We start from the raw sequence: 21,915 nt of genomic DNA on the forward strand, positions 1-21,915 counted from the left end.
TCGTCGAACACGGCGGCGACCGACTCTCCAAGGGGGACATGGCTGCCCGCGTCGCATCAGACATCCCGCCGGGCTCCTACGTCAACCTCGGCATCGGCCAGCCGACTCTCATCGCCGACTACCTCGCGCCCGCGGACGGCGTCGTCCTGCACACCGAGAACGGCATGCTCGGCATGGGACCGGCTGCCAGGGGCGACGAGGTCGACCTCGACCTCACCAATGCCGGGAAGGTGCCCGTCACCGAGCTCCCGGGTGCGTCATACTTCCACCACGCCGACTCGTTCGCGATGATGCGCGGTGGGCACCTCGACGTCTGCGTTCTCGGGGCGTTCCAGGTGTCGTATGTCGGCGATCTCGCCAACTGGCACACCGGTGCCCCCGGCGCGATCCCCGCCGTGGGTGGTGCGATGGACCTCGCGATCGGCGCCAAGAGCGTCTACGTGATGATGACGCTGTTCGCCAAGGACGGCGCCGTCAAGCTCGTACCCGCGTGCACGTACCCCCTCACGGGCCTGCGCTGCGTGAACCGTGTCTACACCGCCGAGTCCGTGATCGACTGCGGCCCAGACGGTGCGGTGATCACCGAGACCTTCGGAATCGGCGCGGACGAGCTGCTCGCGAGGCTCACGGCGTGACACGCGCTCCGGCACAGCCGGTGTCGCCGGCATCCGGAACGATCTCGAGGCGGGCATGGCCAGATACCTCGCCTGCGAATACTGCCGCGACGTGGTCGAGGACTCGTTCCGCATCCACGGCGGCTACGGCTACGCCCAGGAGTACGAGATCGAGTGGCGCCGCGCGCCGAGGCTTTGCATAGTGCAATACTCTCGACGTGACGACAGCACCAACCGACCTCCTCGACACCTACCTGCGTGCGACCCGTGAGTTCGCCGCGCTGGCTGAACGCAGCGCCGAGGCCGCCGGCCTCACGCTCGCCCAGATGCGACTGCTGCTGACGCTGCACGACGCCGGCACCGCCAGTTGCTCCGCCCTCGCCGCGCGCCTCGGCGTGAGCGTCTCGTCGGTCACCCGGCTGATCGGGCGCGCCGGGATGGCGCCGCTCGTCCACCGGAAGACCTGCGCCACCAACGCATCCGCGATCGACTTGAGCCTCACCGCCGCAGGGGCCGACATCGTCGCCCGCGTCACCGCCCGCCGGGCGGACGTGCTGCGGGAGGCCCTGTCCGGCCTCACCCCGCTGCAGGCCGAAGCCACCGCAGAGGGCCTCGCCGCGCTCGCCGCGGCGCTGGCGGACACCACCGGCGCACGCACCACGGAGGCCGGGGCGTGACGGACGAACTCGGCGACTTCGCCGTCGACCGCCGCATGCTCGTCACCACCGGACTCGCGCTGCCGGTGGGGGCGCTGACCGCGGGTGCCGCGTGGTGCCTACTCCGGCTGATCGGCGCCGTGACCAATCTCGTGTTCTACCAACGCTGGTCGACGCAGCTCGTCGCGCCCGGCGCGCAGCACCACCCGTGGTGGCTCATACTCGGGGCGCCGATCGCGGGCGGCCTTATCGTAGGGCTCATGGCCCGCTTCGGCTCGGAGAAGATCCGCGGCCACGGGATGCCCGAGGCGATCGAGGCGATCCTCACGAAGAGCAGCCGCATCGATCCGAAAGTCGCATTGCTCAAGCCGATCTCCGCGGCGGTGAGCATCGGCACGGGAGGGCCGTTCGGCGCCGAGGGTCCGATCATCATGACCGGCGGCGCCATCGGATCGATCCTCGCCCAGCACCTGCACCTCACGGCCGACGAGCGGAAGATCCTGCTGGTCTCCGGCGCCGCGGGCGGCATGGCCGCCACATTCAACTCGCCCGTGGCCGCCGTCCTGCTCGCGGTCGAGCTGCTGCTGTTCGAGTGGCGGCCCCGCAGCTTCATCCCGGTGACCGCGGCGGTCGCGGTCGCGACGATCGTGCGGCACCCGATCCTGGGTGCGGGCCCCGTCTTCCCCGTCGCCGCGCACGTCGGCACCCCGTCGTGGAGCATCGACACCCTCGCCCTGGTCATCGGCGTGTGCGGCGCCGTGGTGGCCGTGCTGGCGACGCGACTGGTCTACCTGTCCGAGGATGCATTCCGCCGCCTGCCCATCCACTGGATGTGGTGGCCGAGCATCGGCGGCGCGATCATCGGCGTGGGCGGTCTGATCGAGCCCCGCGCGCTGGGCGTGGGCTACGACGTGATCGACCAACTACTCACCGGCCGCGCGACGATGTCGCTGATCGTGGGCATCCTGGTGGTCAAGACCCTCATCTGGTCGATGTCGCTGGGGTCGGGCACGTCGGGCGGAGTGCTGGCCCCGGTGTTCATGATCGGCGGCGCGCTGGGCGCCCTGGTCGGGCACGTGCTCCCGTTCGAGTTCGCCGGGTTCTGGGCGATCCTCGGCCTCGCAGCGGTGGTGGGCGGCGTGATGCGGTCACCACTGACGGGGGTGGTGTTCACGCTCGAGCTGACCCACGCGTGGCCGGCGATGTTCCCCATGCTCATAGCGTCGACGACCGCTTACGCCGTCTCCGTCCTGGTGCTCAAGCGCTCCGTGCTCACGGAGAAGATCGCGCGACGCGGCCTGCACCTGACGCGCGATTACAGCACGGACCCACTCGAGACGTTCTTCGTCGCCGACGTCGTCCACCCGGGCGCGCCACCCGAGCCCTCCAGCGGCACCGTCGGCCCGCGCGACACGCTGCGGCACGCCGCGAACGTCCTGGCCGCGTCTGACGGCCGCCCGCTGCGGGTGGTCGACGGTGACGGGCGCGAGCTCGGCCACGTCGTGCTCGCGGACCTGCTGGTCGCGCGCCGCCACGACCTCTCGGAGGCCACCGACCGCAGCCGCCACCTCACCGCGGTGGCGCTGCCCGCGCGCGAACGCCGGAAGTGACCCGAGCCGTTGGAATCCTGGCCGCTCGAACCCTGGACGGCGGCCCACACCCCGGATAGATGTAACGGTCATGGCATATGTTCGATTCACCGGCGTCACGTACTACGACCCCGAGCGCGCGTACAACAGCTACGTCCTCTACAGCGGCGCCGACTCGGTCACCCGCCTGATCGACCTGAACGGCATCGTCCGCCACGAATGGCCGTATCCCGGCCTGCCGTCGCGAATCATCGACCCGGCCGCGAACGACGGCCGGGTCGGCGACGTCGGCCTGCAGCTGTCGCAGGGGCCCGACCCGCGGGGCGGCATCTACGGCAACCGCACCGTCGGGCAGGTGTCGTGGACCGGCGAGAAGCTGTGGGAGTGGGGCACCGAGGCACCCGGCGGCGCCGCGCGGCAGAACCACGATTGGGAACTGCTGCCCAGCGGAAACAGGCTGCTGCTGGTCACCGTCCCGCGGGTGGTGCCCGGCCTCGGTCCCGACGTGATCGGCGACCAGGGCCTGTACGAGGTCACCCCCGACGGCGCCGTCGTCTGGGAGTGGAAGGCGGGCGATCACCTCGACGAGCTCGGTCTGTCCGAGGAGGGATTCGACGACCTCCGCGCCACGGTCGCGCGCAATCCCGGGGACATCTGGGGCTATCTGGAGATCAACAGCGCCAAGACGATCGGGCCGAACCGCTGGCACCGGGCCGATCCCGACACCGTCTTTCAGCCGGACAACATCCTGATCGGCTCCCGCAAGGCCAACGTGGTGGCGCTCATCGACAAGCGCAGCAGGTCGATCGTCTGGCGGCTCGGGCCGTACTTCCCCGACAGCGCGGGCATGCAGCACCAGCGTGTCACGCGGCGCCGGGTGCCGCGCCCGCTCGACCAGATCTCCGGCCAGCACAACCCGCACGTCATCGCCGACGGGTTGCCAGGCGCGGGCGACATTCTCCTCTTCGACAACCAGGGCGGCGCCGGGTATCCGCCCGCGCCGCTCGGCATCTACGCCGGATCGCGGGTCCTCGAGATCGACCCGACCACCCGGGAGATCGTGTGGCAGTACACCGCAGAGGACTCGGGGCTGCCGCCGTGGACCTTCTTCAGCTCGTTCGTCAGCAACGCGCAGCGACTGCCGAACGGAAACACGCTGATCACGGAGGGCATGCAGGGGCGCATATTCCAGATCACGCCGACCGGCGACGTGGTCTGGGAGTACCTCACGCCGTTCGAGGCGTACGCGCCCGACGGTGCGTCGGACGCCGACGAGGCCGCGGATCCGGCGGTCGACCGTAGTATCCGCACCCCCCTGATCTACCGATCGCAGGCCGTCCCGTTCGATTGGGTGCCCGCCGACACTCCGCGGTCACAGGAGCCCGTCGACCGCCGCGGGTGATCGGTTCAGGCGTCGGCCTCTCCGGCGGTGGCTGGAGCGGCCTGCTCGATCTCGAGATCCTTCGCCTGCTGGATCAGGTCCTCGAGCGCGGCGGGCGGCAGCGCGCCGGCCTGGTTGTAGACGAGGTTGCCCTTCTTGAAGACCATCAGAGTGGGGATCGAGCGGATGTTCGCGGCCGACGCGAGGGCCTGCTCGGCCTCGGTGTCGACCTTCGCGAACACGACATCGGGGTGGGTCTCGGAGCTCTTCTCGAAGGTCGGCGCGAACTGCCGGCACGGCCCGCACCAGGAGGCCCAGAAGTCCACGAGCACGATCTCGTTGTTCGTCACCGTCTCGTCGAACCGGTCTGCCGTGAGGTTTTGCGTCGCCATGCCTGCAACAACCGATCACGGCCGCCCGGGATTCCCGGAGTCGGCATCGCGAACCCTGAGCGGCGCCTGTGTGCCGACGTCGCAGGACGCTGCGCACCGGGTGTGCTCGAGGACCGATACCTCTCGCGGGACAGGCCGCTCGGACAGGCCGAGTACGAGGAGCTGGACCGGCGCTCCGAACACCACCGCCGAGGAGATGCCGGCCCCACTGGACCCACAGCAACGGGAGCGTCTGGTGGCCGCGATGGGCGAGGTGGAGCGGCTCCTGCTGGCCTCGCAGGTGCGTGTCGCGGAGGCGGATCCCCTGACCCCCGCGGCGCAGTTCTGTGCGCGCGAATACTACGCGGAGTCGGCCTCCCGCTTCGCCACCGGCTTCGACCCGGCAGTCGGCGGCGCCGTCGCCGACTCGTCGATCACACCGCCGCGTGGCCTGCTCCTGCTCGCGACCCGACGTGGTGAGCCCGTCGGCTGCGGCGCGCTCACGCTGCACGGGCGCGGCCTGGCCGAGATCAAGCGCGTGTGGGCATCGCCGTCGGTCCGCGGCCTGGGGCTGGGCCGCCGCCTGCTCCGCGAGCTCGAGTCCCGCGCCGCGGCGCATGGTTGTCGGCGCGTGCAACTCGACACCAACGGCTCGCTCACGAGGCGATCGCGCTGTACCGCGCCACCGGGTATCACGAGGTCCTGCCGTACAACGACAACCCCTACGCGCAGCTGTGGTTCGCGAAATCCCTGACAGAAGACTCTGCGTGATTCCAATCCCCCGACGGCGCCGCGACCCGGCGTAATGACGCCGCGGTCCGGGGGAACACGCAGGTAGGCGGTCGCGCACGGGTGACCGGGGTGGCGCAATCGCGCACCCGCCTCCGGGCCGGTCCGGCGGCACCCCGGCGGTACGCGAAACCGTTCCTATTCTGACCGCCATGGAATCGACGACCGACCCGACGCAGCCGGGCCACCCGGTACCGACGCGCCGGACGGCGCGGGCCGACAACGCGCGGCCGGTGGCCGACGTGATCCGCCAGACCATCGTGGACGGCGGGTTCGACGGCGGCCTGCCGTCCGACGACACGCTGGCGCGGGAGTTCCGGGTCTCGCGCAACACCGTCCGGGCCGCCCTGGCCCTGCTGCGCGAGGAGGGCTGGATCGACCGGGCCCCGCGGCTCGGCACCACCGTCGCGCAGCGCACCGTCGACCACCGGCTCGACTCGCTGCGCGGCCTCAAGGAGACCCTCACCGGGTACGGCGAGGTGCGCAACACCGTGCGAGTGGCGACGGTACTGGTGCCGCCACCCGTGGTCGCCCGCAAGCTCGAGCTCGCCGCCGACGAGCCCGTGGTCTACTTGGAGCGGCTGCGGCACCTCGACGGCGAGACCATCAGCCTGGATCTCACCTACCTGGCGAGCGATATCGGCGTGGCGCTGCTCAAGCAGGACCTCGAGACCAACGACGTGTTCCCGCTCATCGAGCGGGTCGCCGGCAGGCCCCTCGGCGACGCCGACCTCAGCCTCACCGCCGCAGCCGCCGACGCCCACTCCGCCGCCACCCTCGACATCGCGGCAGGCGCTCCGATCCTGCTGCTGGAGCGGCTCACCCGACTCGATGACGGCCGGCCCGTCGATCTCGAGTACATCCGCATGCGCGCCGACCGGATCACCATGCGCGGCACCGTTTCCCGTACCCACCACGAAAGCGAGAACCCATGACCCAGGTAACCCAGCGGGTCGATGTGCCCGTCACCGTCGACCAGTCCCTCTGCATCGAGGGCTGCAACATCTGCGTCGAGGCCTGCCCCCTCGACTCGCTCGCTCTGCACCCCGACAACGGCAAGGCCTACATGCACGTCGACGAGTGCTGGTACTGCGGCCCGTGCGCCGCCCGCTGCCCCACCGGCGCCGTCACCGTCAACATGCCGTACCTGCTGCGCTGACGACGCTCTCCCCCGCTTCCCGCCTTCCCACTCTCCCAGCCCGTTCCACCCGACACTCGCGAGGCTCAGCCATGCCGCACCTCCCCCGTCCCGCTCTCGCCGCGCTCACGGTCGCCGTAGCGGTCGCCGCCGCCGGCTGCTCGGTGGCGCCCGACTCCTCCGGCCCCACTGACGCCACCACCATCGTCGTCGGCTACCAGTCCAAGACCATCGACACGGTCACCGCCGGAACCCTGTTACGCGACAAGGGATTCTTCGAGAAGCGGCTCGCCGCGCTCGGCGGCCACTACCGCGTCGAGTGGCAGGATTACGATACCGGCGCCCCCATCACCACCGGCATGATCGCCGGCAAGATCCAGATCGGTTCCATGGGCGACTACCCGCTCCTGATCAACGGATCACGCACACAACAGGATCCGGCCACCGAGACGCAGTTGCTGTCGGTCACCGGGTCCAGCGCGACCGGCGCCCTGAACGACGTCGTGGTGGCGCCGTCGTCACCCGCCCGCACCCTGGCGGACCTGCGCGGCAAGCGGATCTCCGCATCGGTCGGGTCGGCCGGGCACGGCACGCTGGTCAACGCACTCACGCGGTTGGGGATCGACCCCGTGACCGGCGTATCGGTGGTCAACCAGCAACCCCAGGTGGGCGCCTCAGCGCTCGACTCCGGCCAGGTCGACGGGCTCGCGCAGTTCGTCGCCTGGCCGGGGCTGCTGGTCTTCCAGAACCGCGCCCGCCTGCTGTACGACGGTGGCGCGCTGGGCATCCCGACGCTGCACGGCGTCATCGCGAACAAGCGGTTCACGGACACGCACGCCGATGTGGTGCGGGCATTCCTCGAAGCGCAGCTCGACGCCACCGACTACCTGCAGCAGCACCCGCTGGACGCCGCGCTCGCCGTGGCCAAGGACACCGGCCTACCCGCGGAGGCGGTGTACCTCTACAACGGCCCGGGCGGTACCGATTTCGACCCGGCGCTGCGCACCGACCTCATCGATGCCCTACGCGGCGACACGACCTACCTGAAGTCCATCGGCCAGTTCGACCACCCGCTCGACGTGGCGCGCTTCGTCGACCCCGCTCCGCTGCAGCAGGCGTACGCCGACCACGGCGGTGCCACCTACCAGGCGGCGCTCGCGGCCGGCGCCCCGGCGCGTGTGAACGAGGTGTGGTTCGACGGCGCGACCACCACACAGACCGAAGCCACCCCCGAGCTCCTCCTGAAGGCGCTCGCAACGGCCGGCGGCCGCAAGGTCCGCGCCGCCTACGTGCCCGACACCGTCACCGGAACCCGGTGGTTCGCGGACCGATCGGTGTGGCTCCGCGACGGGCGGCAGCTGCTGCCGTTCGCGACCCAGGACACCGCCGACCGCTACCGCACCGAACACCCCGGAGCGCAGCAGATCTCGCTCGCCGACGCGGAGCGGGAGGCGGACCGATGACCGCCGCGACCGACCGCACTGCCGGCGGGCACCTCGCCGTCGCGGTGCCCGCGACCGCCGACGCCGCCGCGCTCGCACCCACGGCCCCCACGATCCGTCTGCGCTCGCGCCTCGCGTCGTGGACCACCCGCGCCGCGGTCCTCGTCGGCACCGCGCTGGTGTGGCAGCTGCTCACCACACACCACGTCGCCGCGTCCTGGATCCGCTTCGACACCTTGCCGTCGGTGACCGCCGTCGCCGCGGAGTTCGGCCGGGCGCTCGGCACCCGTACGTACTACCTCGACCTCGTGCAGTCGCTCATCCGGATCGGGACCGGGTTCGCCGTCGCGGCGGCGCTCGGAATCCCCGCGGGGATCGCACTGGGCCGGTCGGCGTGGGCGCAGCGCACCCTCGGCACGCTGTTCGAGCTCGCGCGCCCCGTGCCGGCCATCGCGCTCGTGCCGATCGTGATCCTGATGTTCCCCAGCTCCGAGGCCGGGATGGTGGCGATCACCGCGGTCGCCGCGTTCTTCCCGATCGTGGTGAGCGTGCGACACAGCGTCCGCGCGCTGCCCACGGTGTGGGAGGAGTCGGTGCGCACCCTGGGCGGCGGCCGCGCCGCCGTGATCAGCCGCGTCGTCCTCCCCGGAGCATTGCCGGGCATCTTCTCCGGGCTGTCGGTGGGGATCGGCGTGTCGTGGATCTGCCTGGTCTCGGCCGAGATGATCTCGGGCCGCCTCGGCGTCGGTTACCGAACGTGGCAGGCGTACACGGTGATCGACTACCCGGGTGTGTTCGTCGGGATCATCACCATCGGCGTCCTCGGATTCGCGACCTCGGCGCTGATCGAACGGATCGGGCGCCGCGCCACCCGCTGGCTGCCGAGGGGCGAGCGGTGACCGCCGCGCCCACCGCGGCGGATCCGCTGACCCTCGAGCTCGACGGGGTGTCCGTCTCGTACCGGGGCGTCCCCGCGGTGCGTGACCTGCACCTGACGGTCCGCCCCGGGGAGCGGCTGGTGCTCACCGGGCCTTCGGGCTGTGGTAAGTCGACGGTGCTGCGGGCGATCGCCGGGTTGCTGCCCGCGGCCGCGGGCACCATCCGCGCCGACGGCGACCCGGTCCGCTCCACGTCTCGCGACCGCGCGATGGTGTTCCAGGAGGACGCCCTGCTGCCCTGGCGGACGGTGCGGTCCAACGTCCTACTGGCGCTGGGCCTGCGCGGGGTGCCCCGCTCCCAGCGCCCGGCGCAGGCCGACCGCTGGCTCGACGAGGTGGGCCTCACCGCGTACGCGCGACACCTGCCGCGGGAGCTCTCGGGCGGGATGCGTCAGCGCGTGCAGCTCGCGCGGGGTCTCGCGGGCGCACCGCGGGCGGTGCTCGCCGACGAGCCGTTCGGCGCCCTCGACGCGCAGACGCGGGCGACCATGCAGTCGCTCCTGCTCCGCACCCTCGACGCGCATCCCGCCACCGTCGTGTTCGTGACGCACGACGTCGACGAGGCGCTGCTGCTGGGCCACCGCGTCGCCGTCATGGGCCGGCGCGGCGAGTCGCTTCGCGAGTTGATCGAGGTCCCCGACTCCGACGGGCCGGCACGCGCCGCCGTGCGCGCCGCGATCCTCGCCGCCCTCACCGACCACTGACCGACGAAAGACGCATCCTCTCATGACATTCGAGATCCCCGATCCCTCCCTTCGCGAGCGCCTCACGTGCGACGTGCTCGTGATCGGCGGCGGCACCGCCGGCACGATGGCGGCGCTCACCGCCGCCGAGGCCGGCGCGCAGGTGCTGCTGCTCGAGAAGGCCCACGTGCGTCATTCCGGCGCGCTCGCCATGGGCATGGACGGCGTGAACAACGCCGTGATCCCGGGCAAGGCCGAGCCGGACGACTACGTCGCCGAGATCACCCGGGCGAACGACGGAATCGTGAACCAGCGCACCGTATATCAGACGGCGACGCGTGGCTTCGCCATGATCCAACGACTGGAACGCTACGGCGTGAAGTTCGAGAAGGACGAGTACGGCGAGTACGCGGTGCGGCGCGTGCACCGGTCCGGCTCGTACGTGCTGCCCATGCCGGAGGGCAAGGACGTCAAGAAGGCGCTGTATCGCATTCTGCGGCAGAAGAAGATGCGGGAGAAGATCCGGATCGAGAACCGCATCATGCCCGTCCGCGTCCTCACGGCCGGCGAGGGGGACGAGCGCCGCGCGGTGGGCGCGGCGGCCTTCAACACCCGCACCGGCGAGTTCATCGAGGTCGCCGCCGGCGCGGTCATCCTCGCGACGGGGCCGTGCGGCCGCCTCGGCCTCCCCGCGTCCGGTTACCTGTACGGCACGTACGAGAACCCGACCAACGCGGGCGACGGCTACGCGATGGCCTACCACGCGGGCGCCGAACTCAGCGGCATCGAGTGCTTCCAGATCAACCCGCTCATCAAGGACTACAACGGGCCGGCGTGCGCGTACGTCGCGAATCCGTTCGGCGGCTACCAGGTGAACGCGGCCGGCGAGCGCTTCGTGGACTCCGACTACTGGTCCGGCGACATGATGAAAGAGGTGAAGGCCGAGATCGATTCGGCGCGCGGGCCGATCTACCTCAAGGTCTCGCACCTCCCGGACGAGACGATCGACGCGCTCGAATCCATCCTGCACACCACCGAACGGCCCACCCGCGCGACGTTCCATGCCGGCCGCGGCCACGACTACCGCACCCACGACATCGAGATGCACATCTCCGAGATCGGGCTGTGCAGCGGGCATTCGGCGTCGGGGGTGTGGGTCGACGAGAACGGTGCGACGACGGTGCCGGGGCTGTACGCGGCAGGCGACCTCGCGTGCGTGCCGCACAACTACATGATCGGCGCGTTCGTGTTCGGCGAACTCACGGGTGCGGACGCGGCCCGGCGCGCCGCGGAGACGCCCGTACCCGAGACGCTTCCGGAGGATCAGGTACTCGCCGCGCACGAGCTTATCTACCGGCCCGCACGACAGCCCGACGGTCCGCCCCAGCCACAGGTCGAGTACAAGCTGCGGCGATTCGTGAACGACTATGTGGCGCCGCCCAAGACGGCGACCAAGCTGACCATCGCCGTCGAGACCTTCGAGCGGATGCGGGACGACGTCGCGGGGCTCGGCGCACGCACCCCGCACGAGCTCATGCGGTGCGCCGAGGTGGGCTTCATCCGCGACTGTGCCGAGATGGCCGCGCGTAGTTCGCTGGTCCGCACGGAGTCCCGGTGGGGGCTGTACCACGACCGCGCCGATGCCACCGAGCGGGACGACGCCCGCTGGGGGCGGCACCTGAACCTGCGCAAGGACGGCGACGGGCGGATGGAGTTCCTCACCCGCCCCGTCGCGCCGTACCTGGTGGCGGTCGACGAGTTCGACCACATCCCCTCCGCCGCAGGGGGTCTCGAGGTTCTCGGCCCGATCGAGGTGGCGTCGCGCGGCGTGCCCGCCACCGAGCCCCGCCCGGCCGAGCCGGAGGTACTCTCCCCGCGGCTGCGCGAGGTCTTGGCGCTGGACTCCCCCGACGCCGTGGACCTCGCGCCGTTCCTCGGCGACGCGGACCCACTGGTGCGCCGCACCGCCGTCGAGACACTGGTCGAGGGCGCTCCGGAGGGCTACCTGCCCGCCCTGCGCGACGCGCTGGCCGACGGTGATGCGCGGGTGCGGCGTTCGGCCGCCGAGGGGCTGACGGAGCTGGTCGAAGTGCTGCCGTCGGCGGACGGCCTCGCCACGCACCTGGCGTCCGGCGACGCGGTCGTCCGTGCCCGGATCGGTGATCTGCTGCGCGCGCTGCGCGCGGGCAGTCTCGCCGAATTCGCCCGGCTGGCACACGATCCCGACCATCGCGTGCGGATAGTGGGGATCCGCGGGTTGGTGTCGTTGGACGCCTGGGAGTCGGTCGCGGACGCGGCGGCCGATGTGAACCGCGAGGTCCGCATCGCGGCCGCCGCGGGCCTCGCCACCGTCGGTGCCGGCGGCGCCGACGCCGTGCGCTCCCTCGTCACCGACCACGACCCGCTCGTCCGTGCAGCCGCCCTCGCGGCGCTCGGCCCGCTCGGCGACTCCGGCGACGCCGACCGCATCGCTACAGGGCTGGCCGACGCGGCGTGGCAGGTGCGGCAGGGCGCGGCCCGCGGCGCCACGTGCCTGGGACCCGACGGTGCCGCGACCACGCTGCGACCGAAGCTGGCGGACCCGCACCTCGACGTCCGCAAGGCCGCGGTGCTGACGCTGCGGACCTGGCCGGAGGCACCCGACGTGATCGACGCCCTGGCCACCGCGCTCGACGACTCCGACGCCGATGTTCGGGCGCACGCGCGCCTGGCGCTGGCGAGTGTCCGGTAACTGCCGAAAACCGGTAGCGATATGTCCGACCCCGCGGCTATGACCGTCTTCCATGAGCAGAGAACTGGTCACGGTTCGGACCGTGGATGCCGTCGACCCGATCGCCGGGGCCGACGCGATCGAAGTGGCGACCTTCGGAGGGTGGCGGATAGTGGTAGGCCGCGGGGCCGCAAGATCATCGACGGGCGCGCGTTCCACGTGCTGCGCACCATCACGCTCCGCGGCGTGCTGTCGCACGGCCTCGTGCTGCCCACGCGAGAGGTACCGGAGGCCGACGGTATCGACGACCTCGCTGCCGCGCTCGGAGTGCGGCTGTACGAGCCTCCCCTGCCGGCCGAGCTGCAGGGCACCGCCCGGGGCATGTATCCGACGGTGCTCGCGCGCACCACCGACGCCGAACGCGTGCAGAACCTGGCCGCGACGTATCCGTCGCTGGAGCCCGCCGAGTGGTATGCGACCGAGAAGATCGACGGCACCTCCACCACCTACATCACGACGCCGCACGGCCTGCGGGTGTGTGGGCGGCACTACGAATGGGAGCCCACCGAGGACCTGACCTCGGTGCAGGTCGCGACCCGCGAGGGTCTACTCGACGAGGTCGGGCCCGGTTGGGTTCTCCAAGGTGAGCTGTTCGGGCCCGATATCCAGGGCAACCGCCTGCACATGCCGCGGGTCGAGTTCGCGGCGTTCGCCGCGTGGGCGCGACGGTGCCCAGGTTCCGCGCGCCGAATGGCCGGCCTGGGCGGCCGCGCGAGCCGCGCCCGTCTACCCGGACCTGCGGCTACCCGCCACCATCGATGCGGCGGTCGCACAGGCCGACGCAGCGCGTTCGCTCGTTGCTCCCGGACGCCCGGCCGAAGGCATCGTGTGGCACCACTGCGATGCCCGGCCGCTGGCCGAGTCGGGCGACCGACCATGCTTCAAGGTCGTGTCCAACCGGTGGTTGCTGACGTCGCACTAGCGGGAGTGGACGGGGTCGATCAGTTGACCTGCTTGTCTCGGCCCTCCCAGAACGGCCGGCGCAGGACGAACTTCTGGATCTTGCCGGTCGCAGTACGTGGCAGGGCGTCGACGAACTCGATCCGCTTGGGGCACTTGTACCCGGCGAGCAGGGTACGGCAGTGCGCGACGATGTCGGCGGCGGTGACGGTGCTCCCGTCGGTCACGACGATGGCGGTCACCAGCTCACCCCATTTCTCGTCCGGGATGCCGATCACCGCGGCCTCCCGGACGGCGGGGTGCGCGATCAGCGCGTCCTCGACCTCGATCGACGTGACGTTCTCGCCGCCCGAGATGATGACGTCCTTCTTCCGGTCCGCGATCGTGAGGTAGGCGTCATCGAGGCTGCCCTTGTCGCCGGTGTGGAACCAGTCACCCGCGAGCGCCTTCTCGGTCTCCTCGGGCTTGTTCCAGTACGCGTCCAGAACGTGGTTGCTGCGGGCGAGCACCTCGCCGTCCTCGTCGATGGCGATCCGCACGCCCAGGGCGGGTGCGCCGGCACGACCCAGTCGCCGGGCCTGCTCCATCGGCTCGTCGGCCTCCCATTCGGAGCGGAAGCGGTTCACGGTGAGCAGCGGCGACGTCTCGGTGAGACCGTAGATCTGGATGAACTCCCAGCCGAGTTCCGCACGGACACGGTGGATCACGCGCGTCGGGGGCGGCGCGCCGGCGACGATGATGCGGACGGTGCCCCGGCCGGGGATCTCGCCGGGCCACGCGGCGGCCGCGTCCAGGGCCGCGGTGACCACGGCCGGGGCCGCACACATGATGGTCACGCCGTGCTCCGCGATGCGCCGGAGGATCTCGCCACCGTCGACCTTGCGCAGCACGATGTGTCGGGCACCCACTCCGGTCGCCGCATACGGCATGCCCCAGCCGTTCGCATGGAACATCGGGAGTGTGTGCAGCAGTACATCGTTCTCGGTAAGAGCGACATGCAACGCGAAGGTGACGGCGTTCAGCCACAGGTTGCGGTGCGTCAGCTGGACGCCCTTCGGCCGGGCGGTGGTGCCGGACGTGTAATTGATGGTGGCGGTGGTGTTCTCGTCGCCCGACCACTCGACCGGCGTGGCGGTGGACCCCGGTACGCCGAAGATGTTCTCATCGTCGCGCCCGATCACGAACACGTGCTTCGCGGTGACGGTGTCGAGCAGGTGCTCGACCTCCGGGTCCACGATGAGGACCTCCGCGCCGCTGTCGGCCACGATGTACGCGACCTCCGCGGCCGCGAGTCGGAAGTTGATCGGCACCAGGATCCGGCCCCGGCCCGAGACGCCGAAGAACGAGACGAGCAGCCGGGCGGCGTTCTGCGACACGATCGCGACGCGTCCGCCGGCGGCGACGCCCAGTGCGTCGAGCACGGCCGCCTGCCCGCGGGCGAGCCGGGCCATGTCGCGGTACGTCACCTCGCCCCACGACGGTGCCGGCTGATCCGGCTCGTCGACCACAGCGACCCGGTCGGGATAGACCAGTTCCGCGCGGTCGAGGAAGTCACGCACACCGAGATCGACGAACATGACATCACCCTACGATCCGAGCGGGCGATCCGCGCCGGTACCGAATCATTCAGAGTATCCCTCGACTGCGCGGTCCGGCGTAGGCGATTGAGTCGATCTCACGCGAACCGCGACGAGGTCGACTCAGGCCACCCGAGGACATCTACACAGTGTGAGAGCGCGATTCCCACATAGCGCGTGCTCTGATTCGAACTATCGGCGGATTCGGGATTTCCGCTCATGGGTCGCAGATATCCGATGAACCATTTCGCCGGTTCGATAATCGCTGACCTCGATCGTAGGCCGGTCCAGGGCGAAGCGCCGCCAGCGGTGCAGGTCGGGGTCGATCCGAGCAGAGAGGAACGGCAACGATGCGAGATGCGATTCGTTTATGGTCGGCGTTCCGCGCCTAGTCTTGACCGATCCGATCACGTATGAGAAATCGAACGAACGAGAATTCCGCCGGGCCCGACTGTGAAACAGATCGACCACTCGTCCCATGTCCCGTCTCATTTGTGCTCGGAGCAACGCTCCGGTATCAACGTTCTATGGTCGACAGGTCGTCTCGCACAGTCAGCCGGGTGATGCGATACCGGAAGAAGGATTCATGGACGCGGACACGAGAGGCAGTGCCGTCCGACTTGCCGGATGTGGCACGGTGACAGCCGCCCCTTTCGGAGGCGGTCGAATCGTGACCGGATCACGTGGGGAGAAGGCCAGTTGACGGCCGGCGTGAACTGGATTCCAGAGGATACGGACCTGCGCGCGGACCGCGTCGAGATCATCGAGTCGGACGGACGGCCCACCCGAGTCGACTCCACCGGGCGACGAGCGATGGGACAGCCCACCTGCGCGCAGACGGCGCAGGTCCGGATCCCGCTCCACCGATCACGCTCGCGCAGTCGCACGCCGACGCCGATCCAGGACGCGCTGATCCGGACCGGGGACGGGTCCCGGTGACATCCGGTGAGGCCGCGCCGCGCGGCCGGACCGAAACATCCCGACCCCGTGGTGTCGGGATCGACGTCTTCTACCAACCCATCGTCGCGGTCACCACGCGCCGCACGGTCGCGATCGAAGCGCTGATGCGCTGGAACGACGGCGATTCGACCTGGCGAACCCCCGAGGCTCTGGAAGCCGTCGCCGACTCCGCTGGAATCAGCGCCGCGATCGGCGCGCACGTCACCGACATCGTCCTGGCCGACCTGGCCTACCTGAACGCGATGGGCGGAAGCACGTACGCGTCGATCAACGTATCGGCGACTGAACTGAGCGACCCTGCCTACGTCGAAGGTCTCATCCAGACGGCGGGTCGATACGGTGTGGATGTCGCCGATCTGTGGATCGAGCTGACCGCGACACGACCGGTCGCCGACATAGGACGACTCGCCGAGGTGTTCTCAGCGCTTCACGACGCCGGTGCGACGATCTGCATCGACGACTACCACCCGGATCGCACCAGCCTCGATCTGGAGGTACTGAACGATCTGGACGTCGACATCGTCAAGATCGACGAGTCCGTCACGGGCCACCACGATCTGGGTGAGCACGTATGCCCTACCGACCGCCGGCCGCCGCTGCCGGAGATCGTCTCCGCTGTCGCTGCCGCCGGCATGGAGACCGTCGCCGAGGGGATCGAGACGGACGACGCCCATCGGCGCGCACATCGAGCCGGTTGCACGTATTCGCAGGGCTGCCATTACGCCGCAGCGGCACCGCGCGACGTCGCCTTCGCGCAGCTCATCGAGGGAGGGATCACGTGAGCGACGACGACTCGGATGCGCAGGCGTGGGGCAGGGGACAGTGGTGGCTGGACCCGTCGCTCGAATCCCACCCCGACTGCATCAAGGTGATCGGCCTCGACGGTGCGCTCCTGCACATGAACGGGGCCGGCCGGACAGCGTTGCAAACTTCTGCCGAGGACATCACACGGGGCGTACTGTGGGTCGACCTCCTACCCGCATCGGCCCGTGGCAAAGGCCGTCGCGCACTCGTCGAGGCGGCAGGCGGTGCGCCGTCGCATTTCCTGGGACGCACCGGCGACCCGGACGGTCGCGCGACGGAGATCCAACGGTGGGACAACCTCCTCGTCCCCCTGACTGCTGATGACGGCGAACGCCGGATCCTCTGCGTATCCCGCGAGATCACCTATGCGCACGTCAGGAACAACGCGTTCGGCCTGGACGACGCACGGGGCGCTGAGACCGGGCAGGAGCAACGCTGGGTGGACGGTTTCTCACGGCTCGTGGAGCACGTGGAGGAAAGCGGTTCCGTGCCGCCTTCACGTCACGTGACCGCGGACGGCTACCGCCTCGGAGCGTGGATGATGGCGCAGCGCAGCGCGCACAAGGAGGGGAGGCTGTCGCCACGGAGATCTGCCGCGCTCGCGTCCATCCCGGGGTGGCAGTGGGGCCGCCCGGGGCACTCGTCGTGGACCGACGGTGTCGCAGCACTGACGCAGTACGTCGACCGCAACGCGGACGGCGCTCCGCCGCAGGGGTTCGTCGATGAGGCAGGCTATCCGCTCGGGAAGTGGGTCGCCTATCAACGGCAACGCCACCGGTTGGGAGCGTTGAGCTCCGCGCGGATCGCCGCCCTCGAGGCAATCCCGGGATGGACGTGGAGCGTACGGGAAACCGGCTGGGACCGAGGCCTCACGTACCTGACGCTGCACATGGTGGAGAACGGCGGCCGGCTCCCGGCCCGATCGCTCGTGTCGGCGGACGGCTTTCCTTTGGGCCGGTGGGCCCACTACCAACTCCAGCGGCTGCGCGCCGGAGATCTCGATCCGACGCGGGCCCGACAGCTCACGGGCGTGATCGGCACAGCCGGCGGGTGATCGGTACGCCGCGAGAACCGGGCAACCGCACTCCGGCGGTGCCGCCGAGCGCAGCTATACCGTGAAGCCGAGGGCCCGCAGCTGCTCGCGGCCGTCGTCGGTGATCTTGTCGGGACCCCACGGCGGCATCCAGACCCAGTTGATCTTGGCGTCGGTGCACAGGCCGCTGGAGACGAGCGCATTGCGGGTCTGGTCCTCGATGACATCGGTCAGCGGACACGCCGCGGAGGTCAGCGTCATGTCGAGCAGCGCGGCCGCATCGTCGTCGACCCTGATGCCGTAGACGAGGCCCAGGTCGACGACGTTGATCCCCAACTCGGGATCGACCACGTCGCGCATGGCCTCCTCGACGTCGTCGAGTGACGGCAGGTTGGGTGTGGTGATGGGCTCGGTCATGCCGATCGTTCCTCCGAATCGATGATCTGGGCGAGGGCGTCCTTGAAGGCCATCCAGCCGAGTAGTGCGCACTTCACGCGTGCGGGATACTTGGACACCCCGGCGAAGGCGACGCCGTCACCGATCAGGTCCTCGTCTCCCTCGACTCTGCCCCGCGACTGAAGCATCTCGGTGTAGCCCTGCAGCATCTTCAACGCCTCACCCACGGGTTTGCCGATCACCTGATCGGTCAGCACGGACGTCGATGCCTGCGAGATCGAGCAGCCCTGGCCGTCGTACGAGACGTCGACCACGGTCTGGCGGTCGTCCGAGAGCTGCACGCGCAGCGTCACCTCGTCACCGCAGGTCGGGTTCACGTGGTGCACCTCGACGCCGAACGGCTCACGCAGGCCACGGCCGTGCGGGTGCTTGTAGTGGTCCAGGATCACTTCCTGGTACATCTGTTCCATCCGCATCAGGCGGCTCCGAAGAAGCTCTGCGCCGCGACGATCGCGTCCGCCAACGCGTCGACCTCGGCGATCGTGTTGTAAGCGGCGAACGACGCACGCGCGGTGGCGGCGACGCCGAACCGGCGGTGCAGCGGCCACGCGCAGTGGTGACCCACGCGGATCGCGACACCGGCATCGTCGAGCACCTGACCGACGTCGTGCGCGTGGATCCCGTCCACCACGAAGGACACCGCGGAACCGCGGTCGACGTTCTCCGCGGGACCGATGATCCGGACCCCGTCGATGGCGCTCAGCCGCGCGAGTGCGGCGCCGACCAGCGCGTGCTCCTGCGCGGCGATGTCGTCCATCCCCAGCCGATCGAGGTATTGCACGGCTGCGCCGAGACCCACGACCTGCGAGGTCATCGGCACGCCCGCCTCGAACCGCTGCGGCGGCGGCGCGTACGTGGAGACCTCCATCGTGACGGTCTCGATCATCGACCCACCGGTGAGGAAGGGCGGCAGCTGCTCGAGCAGCTCGCGCTTGCCGTAGGCCACGCCCACTCCGGACGGCCCGAACATCTTGTGCCCGGAGAACGCCGCGAAGTCCACGTCGAGCGCGTGGAAGTCGACCGTCATATGCGGCGTGGACTGGCACGCGTCGAGCACCACCAGCGCCCCGACCGCGCGGGCCCGGCGCACCAGCTCCGCGACCGGGGCGACGGCACCGGTCACGTTGGAGACGTGGGTGAACGCCACGATCTTGACGGTCTGGTCCAGCTCGAGCGAGTCGAGGTCGATCCGGCCGTCGTCGGTCACGCCGTACCACTTCAGCGTCGCGCCAGTGCGGCGGCAGAGCTCCTGCCAGGGAACGAGATTCGCGTGGTGCTCGAGCTCGGTGACGACGACGGTGTCGCCCTCCCCCAGCCGTTTGCCGCCCAGCAGCGGCGCGCTGCGGTCGTCGCCCAGCGTGTAGGCCACCAGGTTCAGCGACTCGGTCGCGTTCTTGGTGAACACGATCTCGTCGACGTCGGCGCCCACGAAGCCGGCGATCGCCGCCCGGGCGTCCTCGTAGGCGTCGGTCGCCTCCTCGGCGAGCTGATGCGCGCCGCGGTGGACCGCCGCATTGTGGTGCGTGAGGAAGTACCGCTCCGCGTCCAGCACCGCCAGCGGCCGCTGCGACGTGGCACCCGAGTCGAGGTAGACGAGAGGCTTGTCGTCGCGCACGGTGCGCGAGAGGATCGGGAAGTCGGCGCGGACGGCGTCTACGTCGATGGCGTCCCGGAATTCCACGCGGGTTCCGCGTCCGTCGGTCTCCACCGTCATCGCTTCTCTCCCTTCGCCATCCGGTCCGTCAGGCTCCGACGGCCTGGGTGAACTTGACGTAGCCGTTCTCCTCCAGCTCATCCGCGAGCTCGGGACCGCCGGATGCCACCACGCGGCCGTTCACGAAGACGTGCACGAACTCCGGGTGGATGTAGCGCAGGATCCGGGTGTAGTGCGTGATCAGCAGAATGCCGCCGTGCTCGCGCTCGGCGTACCGGTTGACGCCCTCGGACACGATGCGCAGCGCATCGACGTCGAGGCCCGAGTCGGTCTCGTCGAGGATCGCGAACTTCGGCTTGAGCAGGCCCAGCTGCAGGATCTCGTGGCGCTTCTTCTCGCCACCCGAGAAGCCCTCGTTGACGGAGCGCTCACCGAACTGGGAGTCGATGTCGAGCTCACTCATCGCCTCCCGTACCTCCTTGACCCAGGTGCGCAACTTGGGCGCCTCGCCGCGCACAGCGGTCGCCGCGGAACGCAGGAAGTTCGACGTCGAGACGCCGGGAACCTCGACCGGGTACTGCATCGCGAGGAACAGGCCGGCCCGGGCACGCTCGTCGACGGTCATGTCGAGCACGTCCTGGCCGTCCAGGGTGATCGAGCCCTGGGTCACCTCGTACTTGGGGTGACCCGCGATCGCGTAGCTCAGCGTCGACTTGCCGGAACCGTTGGGGCCCATGATCGCGTGGGTCTCTCCGGAGTTGATGGTGAGGTCCACACCCTTGAGGATGTTGATCGGCTCGGCGTTCTCGTCCGCCTGCACGACGTTCACGTGCAGGTCGCGGATCTCGAGGGTAGACAATGTGCTTCCTAGTCTTCTCTGGTGGCGTCTTCTCTGGTGGCGTCTTCTCTGATGGCGTCGTCAGACGCCGGCGGTGGCCAGTTCGGTCTCGATGGCGGACTCGAGGCGGGTGCGCAGCTCGGGCACCGTGATGCGCTCGATCAGCTCCTGGAAGAAGCCGCGCACCACGAGGCGGCGCGCCTGGTCCTCCGGGATACCGCGCGAACGCAGGTAGAACAGCTGCTCGTCGTCGAACCGCCCGGTCGCCGACGCGTGGCCCGCGCCCTCGATCTCGCCGGTCTCGATCTCCAGGTTGGGCACCGAGTCGGCACGGGCACCGTCGGTGAGCACCAGGTTGCGGTTGGTCTCGAAGGTGCTGGTGCCCTCTGCCTCCGCCCGGATGAGGACGTCGCCCACCCAGACGGTGTGGGCGTCGGGCGTGGAGCTTGCGGAACGCCCATCAGAGCGGGCCTTCTTTCCGCGCTCGATCCCCTGCAGCGCGCCCTTGTAGACGACGTTCGACTTGCAGTAGGGCTGGCTGTGATCCACGAGCAGACGCTGCTCGAGGTGCTGGCCGGCGTCGGCGAAGTACAGGCCGAACATCTCGGCGTGCCCGCCGGGGCCGGCGAACTGCACGTGCGGCGTCATGCGGACCAGATCGCCGCCGAGCTGCACGGCGAAGTGCTTGATCGTGGCGTCGCGGCCGACGCGGGCGTGGTGCTGCGTGACCCATACCGCGTCGTCGGCGAAATCCTGGACGTCCACGACGTACAGCGTCGCGCCGTCGCCGATCACGAACTCGACGTTCTCCGCGACGGTGCCCGATCCCTTGTGGTCCAACACGATCACCGCGCGCGCGAACTGTTCGACGCGGATCTGCAGGTGGCCGAACGCCGTCCGGCCCTCGCCCGGGCCCGCGACGGTGACCGTCAGGCCACCGTCGACGGCGACCTCGCGCCCGACGGTGACGACGGTCGCCTCGGGGAAGGACGTGTATGCCTGCGCCGCAACGCGATCGAACGGAACACCCGCGGTGCCGAGGCGCGCGTCGTCGCGCCCGACGGTCTCCACGGTCACGCCGTCGGGCACCGCCGAGGTGCTGACGGTGACGACACCGTCGGCCACCGCAGAGCCGTCGTGCAGCCCGCGCAGGCGGCGCAGCGGGGTGAACCGCCAGGCCTCGTCGCGGTGGCTGGGGATCTCGAAGGCGTTGACGTCGAACGACGTGAACAACTCGCCCTTGTTGGCGACCGGGCGGGCGGCCTCGGCGGCCACGGCCACGTTGTTGTCGGTCGCCACAGCGGGTCGCGAAATCGATTCCG

Annotated in this window: 21 protein-coding genes and 2 pseudogenes; 16 read left to right on the forward strand and 7 right to left on the reverse strand. The window is 70.1% G+C overall.

Annotated features, from left to right (window positions below; genetic code table 11):
- The first annotated feature begins 38 nt into the window (after positions 1 to 38).
- From ABD908_RS00240 to ABD908_RS00260, 5 genes and pseudogenes are all read left to right on the forward strand, one after another.
- Complete coding sequence (locus ABD908_RS00240) at positions 39 to 635, forward strand: 3-oxoacid CoA-transferase subunit B (RefSeq protein WP_385924284.1); 597 nt, start codon at positions 39 to 41, stop codon at positions 633 to 635.
- A gap of 25 nt (positions 636 to 660) precedes the next feature.
- Positions 661 to 816 (forward strand): annotated as a pseudogene (locus ABD908_RS00245) (acyl-CoA dehydrogenase family protein); the annotation flags it as partial.
- Positions 817 to 832: 16 nt separating this feature from the next.
- Positions 833 to 1,291, forward strand: coding sequence for a MarR family winged helix-turn-helix transcriptional regulator (locus ABD908_RS00250; RefSeq protein ID WP_344989222.1), 459 nt, complete (start codon positions 833 to 835; stop codon positions 1,289 to 1,291).
- Positions 1,288 to 2,880 (forward strand): chloride channel protein, encoded by a 1,593-nt coding sequence (locus tag ABD908_RS00255; protein ID WP_344989225.1) that lies wholly within the window; start codon positions 1,288 to 1,290, stop codon positions 2,878 to 2,880. The genes ABD908_RS00250 and ABD908_RS00255 overlap by 4 nt, the downstream gene beginning before the upstream one ends.
- A gap of 70 nt (positions 2,881 to 2,950) precedes the next feature.
- Positions 2,951 to 4,261, forward strand: coding sequence for an aryl-sulfate sulfotransferase (locus ABD908_RS00260; RefSeq protein WP_344989228.1), 1,311 nt, complete (start codon positions 2,951 to 2,953; stop codon positions 4,259 to 4,261).
- Between the two features lie 5 nt (positions 4,262 to 4,266).
- Here ABD908_RS00260 and trxA read toward each other — a convergent pair whose 3' ends face one another.
- Positions 4,267 to 4,632 carry a thioredoxin gene (gene trxA / locus ABD908_RS00265; RefSeq protein ID WP_344989231.1) on the reverse strand — a complete coding sequence of 122 codons (366 nt, stop codon included), beginning with the start codon at positions 4,630 to 4,632 and terminating at the stop codon, positions 4,267 to 4,269.
- A gap of 196 nt (positions 4,633 to 4,828) precedes the next feature.
- Between trxA and ABD908_RS00270 the strand changes: the two genes are divergently transcribed.
- From ABD908_RS00270 to ABD908_RS27525, 9 genes and pseudogenes are all read left to right on the forward strand, one after another.
- Positions 4,829 to 5,365 (forward strand): GNAT family N-acetyltransferase, encoded by a 537-nt coding sequence (locus ABD908_RS00270; RefSeq protein ID WP_344989233.1) that lies wholly within the window; start codon positions 4,829 to 4,831, stop codon positions 5,363 to 5,365.
- Positions 5,366 to 5,552: 187 nt separating this feature from the next.
- Positions 5,553 to 6,335, forward strand: a complete 783-nt coding sequence (locus ABD908_RS00275; RefSeq protein ID WP_344989235.1) for a GntR family transcriptional regulator — start codon at positions 5,553 to 5,555, stop codon at positions 6,333 to 6,335.
- Positions 6,332 to 6,559 (forward strand): 4Fe-4S dicluster domain-containing protein, encoded by a 228-nt coding sequence (locus ABD908_RS00280; protein WP_344989237.1) that lies wholly within the window; start codon positions 6,332 to 6,334, stop codon positions 6,557 to 6,559. Before ABD908_RS00275 ends, ABD908_RS00280 begins: the two co-directional genes overlap by 4 nt.
- 71 nt (positions 6,560 to 6,630) lie before the next feature.
- Positions 6,631 to 8,001, forward strand: coding sequence for an ABC transporter substrate-binding protein (locus ABD908_RS00285; protein WP_344989240.1), 1,371 nt, complete (start codon positions 6,631 to 6,633; stop codon positions 7,999 to 8,001).
- Positions 7,998 to 8,879 (forward strand): ABC transporter permease, encoded by an 882-nt coding sequence (locus ABD908_RS00290; protein WP_344989243.1) that lies wholly within the window; start codon positions 7,998 to 8,000, stop codon positions 8,877 to 8,879. The genes ABD908_RS00285 and ABD908_RS00290 overlap by 4 nt, the downstream gene beginning before the upstream one ends.
- Positions 8,876 to 9,622, forward strand: coding sequence for an ABC transporter ATP-binding protein (locus ABD908_RS00295; RefSeq protein WP_344989246.1), 747 nt, complete (start codon positions 8,876 to 8,878; stop codon positions 9,620 to 9,622). Before ABD908_RS00290 ends, ABD908_RS00295 begins: the two co-directional genes overlap by 4 nt.
- 22 nt (positions 9,623 to 9,644) lie before the next feature.
- Positions 9,645 to 12,332, forward strand: coding sequence for a fumarate reductase/succinate dehydrogenase flavoprotein subunit (locus ABD908_RS00300; RefSeq protein ID WP_344989249.1), 2,688 nt, complete (start codon positions 9,645 to 9,647; stop codon positions 12,330 to 12,332).
- Between the two features lie 52 nt (positions 12,333 to 12,384).
- The gene (locus ABD908_RS27520; RefSeq protein WP_425584326.1) at positions 12,385 to 12,888 is read left to right on the forward strand and encodes a hypothetical protein; all 504 of its coding nucleotides are present in this window, start codon (positions 12,385 to 12,387) and stop codon (positions 12,886 to 12,888) included.
- A pseudogene (locus ABD908_RS27525) lies at positions 12,789 to 13,025 on the forward strand (RNA ligase family protein); the annotation flags it as partial. The gene ABD908_RS27520 and the pseudogene ABD908_RS27525, both read left to right, overlap by 100 nt.
- A 287-nt stretch (positions 13,026 to 13,312) precedes the next feature.
- On the opposite strand, the gene ABD908_RS00305 reads toward ABD908_RS27525, so the two are convergent.
- Positions 13,313 to 14,848: an AMP-binding protein gene (locus ABD908_RS00305; RefSeq protein WP_344989252.1), complete on the reverse strand. Its 1,536-nt coding sequence runs from the start codon at positions 14,846 to 14,848 to the stop codon at positions 13,313 to 13,315.
- Between the two features lie 935 nt (positions 14,849 to 15,783).
- On the opposite strand from ABD908_RS00305, the gene ABD908_RS00310 reads away from it, so the two are divergent.
- Positions 15,784 to 16,590, forward strand: coding sequence for an EAL domain-containing protein (locus ABD908_RS00310; RefSeq protein ID WP_344989253.1), 807 nt, complete (start codon positions 15,784 to 15,786; stop codon positions 16,588 to 16,590).
- On the forward strand, positions 16,587 to 17,666 hold the full coding sequence (locus ABD908_RS00315; protein ID WP_344989256.1) for a Helicase associated domain protein: 1,080 nt from the start codon (positions 16,587 to 16,589) through the stop codon (positions 17,664 to 17,666). Before ABD908_RS00310 ends, ABD908_RS00315 begins: the two co-directional genes overlap by 4 nt.
- Before the next feature lie 54 nt (positions 17,667 to 17,720).
- On the opposite strand, the gene ABD908_RS00320 is transcribed toward ABD908_RS00315, so the two are convergent.
- From ABD908_RS00320 to sufD, 5 genes are read right to left on the reverse strand one after another with little or no spacing between them, the layout of a single operon-like run.
- The gene (locus tag ABD908_RS00320; protein WP_344989259.1) at positions 17,721 to 18,062 is read right to left on the reverse strand and encodes a metal-sulfur cluster assembly factor; all 342 of its coding nucleotides are present in this window, start codon (positions 18,060 to 18,062) and stop codon (positions 17,721 to 17,723) included.
- On the reverse strand, positions 18,059 to 18,517 hold the full coding sequence (sufU, locus tag ABD908_RS00325) for a Fe-S cluster assembly sulfur transfer protein SufU (RefSeq protein WP_344989262.1): 459 nt from the start codon (positions 18,515 to 18,517) through the stop codon (positions 18,059 to 18,061). The genes ABD908_RS00320 and sufU overlap by 4 nt, the downstream gene beginning before the upstream one ends.
- Entirely contained in the window at positions 18,517 to 19,815 is a 1,299-nt protein-coding gene (locus ABD908_RS00330) for a cysteine desulfurase (protein ID WP_344989265.1), read from the reverse strand. The genes sufU and ABD908_RS00330 overlap by 1 nt, the downstream gene beginning before the upstream one ends.
- A 28-nt stretch (positions 19,816 to 19,843) precedes the next feature.
- On the reverse strand, positions 19,844 to 20,614 hold the full coding sequence (gene sufC, locus ABD908_RS00335) for a Fe-S cluster assembly ATPase SufC (protein ID WP_344989268.1): 771 nt from the start codon (positions 20,612 to 20,614) through the stop codon (positions 19,844 to 19,846).
- 60 nt (positions 20,615 to 20,674) lie between these two features.
- Positions 20,675 to 21,907 carry a Fe-S cluster assembly protein SufD gene (gene sufD, locus ABD908_RS00340; protein WP_385924279.1) on the reverse strand — a complete coding sequence of 411 codons (1,233 nt, stop codon included), beginning with the start codon at positions 21,905 to 21,907 and terminating at the stop codon, positions 20,675 to 20,677.
- Between the last annotated feature and the right edge of the window lie 8 nt (positions 21,908 to 21,915).

Origin of the sequence: Tsukamurella soli (assembly GCF_039541155.1) — a bacterium.
GTDB lineage: Bacteria > Actinomycetota > Actinomycetes > Mycobacteriales > Mycobacteriaceae > Tsukamurella > Tsukamurella soli.

Excerpts from the sequence above, each read along its gene's own strand:
- ABD908_RS00240 (WP_385924284.1), top strand. The coding sequence starts at position 39 with ATGGCTGCCCGCGTCGCATCAGACATCCCGCCGGGCTCCTACGTCAAC.
- ABD908_RS00260 (WP_344989228.1), top strand. The coding sequence starts at position 2,951 with ATGGCATATGTTCGATTCACCGGCGTCACGTACTACGACCCCGAGCGC.
- trxA (WP_344989231.1), bottom strand. The coding sequence starts at position 4,632 with ATGGCGACGCAAAACCTCACGGCAGACCGGTTCGACGAGACGGTGACG.
- ABD908_RS00270 (WP_344989233.1), top strand. The coding sequence starts at position 4,829 with ATGCCGGCCCCACTGGACCCACAGCAACGGGAGCGTCTGGTGGCCGCG.
- ABD908_RS00275 (WP_344989235.1), top strand. The coding sequence starts at position 5,553 with ATGGAATCGACGACCGACCCGACGCAGCCGGGCCACCCGGTACCGACG.
- ABD908_RS00280 (WP_344989237.1), top strand. The coding sequence starts at position 6,332 with ATGACCCAGGTAACCCAGCGGGTCGATGTGCCCGTCACCGTCGACCAG.
- ABD908_RS00285 (WP_344989240.1), top strand. The coding sequence starts at position 6,631 with ATGCCGCACCTCCCCCGTCCCGCTCTCGCCGCGCTCACGGTCGCCGTA.
- ABD908_RS00290 (WP_344989243.1), top strand. The coding sequence starts at position 7,998 with ATGACCGCCGCGACCGACCGCACTGCCGGCGGGCACCTCGCCGTCGCG.
- ABD908_RS00300 (WP_344989249.1), top strand. The coding sequence starts at position 9,645 with ATGACATTCGAGATCCCCGATCCCTCCCTTCGCGAGCGCCTCACGTGC.
- ABD908_RS27520 (WP_425584326.1), top strand. The coding sequence starts at position 12,385 with ATGAGCAGAGAACTGGTCACGGTTCGGACCGTGGATGCCGTCGACCCG.
- ABD908_RS00305 (WP_344989252.1), bottom strand. The coding sequence starts at position 14,848 with ATGTTCGTCGATCTCGGTGTGCGTGACTTCCTCGACCGCGCGGAACTG.
- ABD908_RS00320 (WP_344989259.1), bottom strand. The coding sequence starts at position 18,062 with ATGACCGAGCCCATCACCACACCCAACCTGCCGTCACTCGACGACGTC.
- sufU (WP_344989262.1), bottom strand. The coding sequence starts at position 18,517 with ATGCGGATGGAACAGATGTACCAGGAAGTGATCCTGGACCACTACAAG.
- ABD908_RS00330 (WP_344989265.1), bottom strand. The coding sequence starts at position 19,815 with ATGACGGTGGAGACCGACGGACGCGGAACCCGCGTGGAATTCCGGGAC.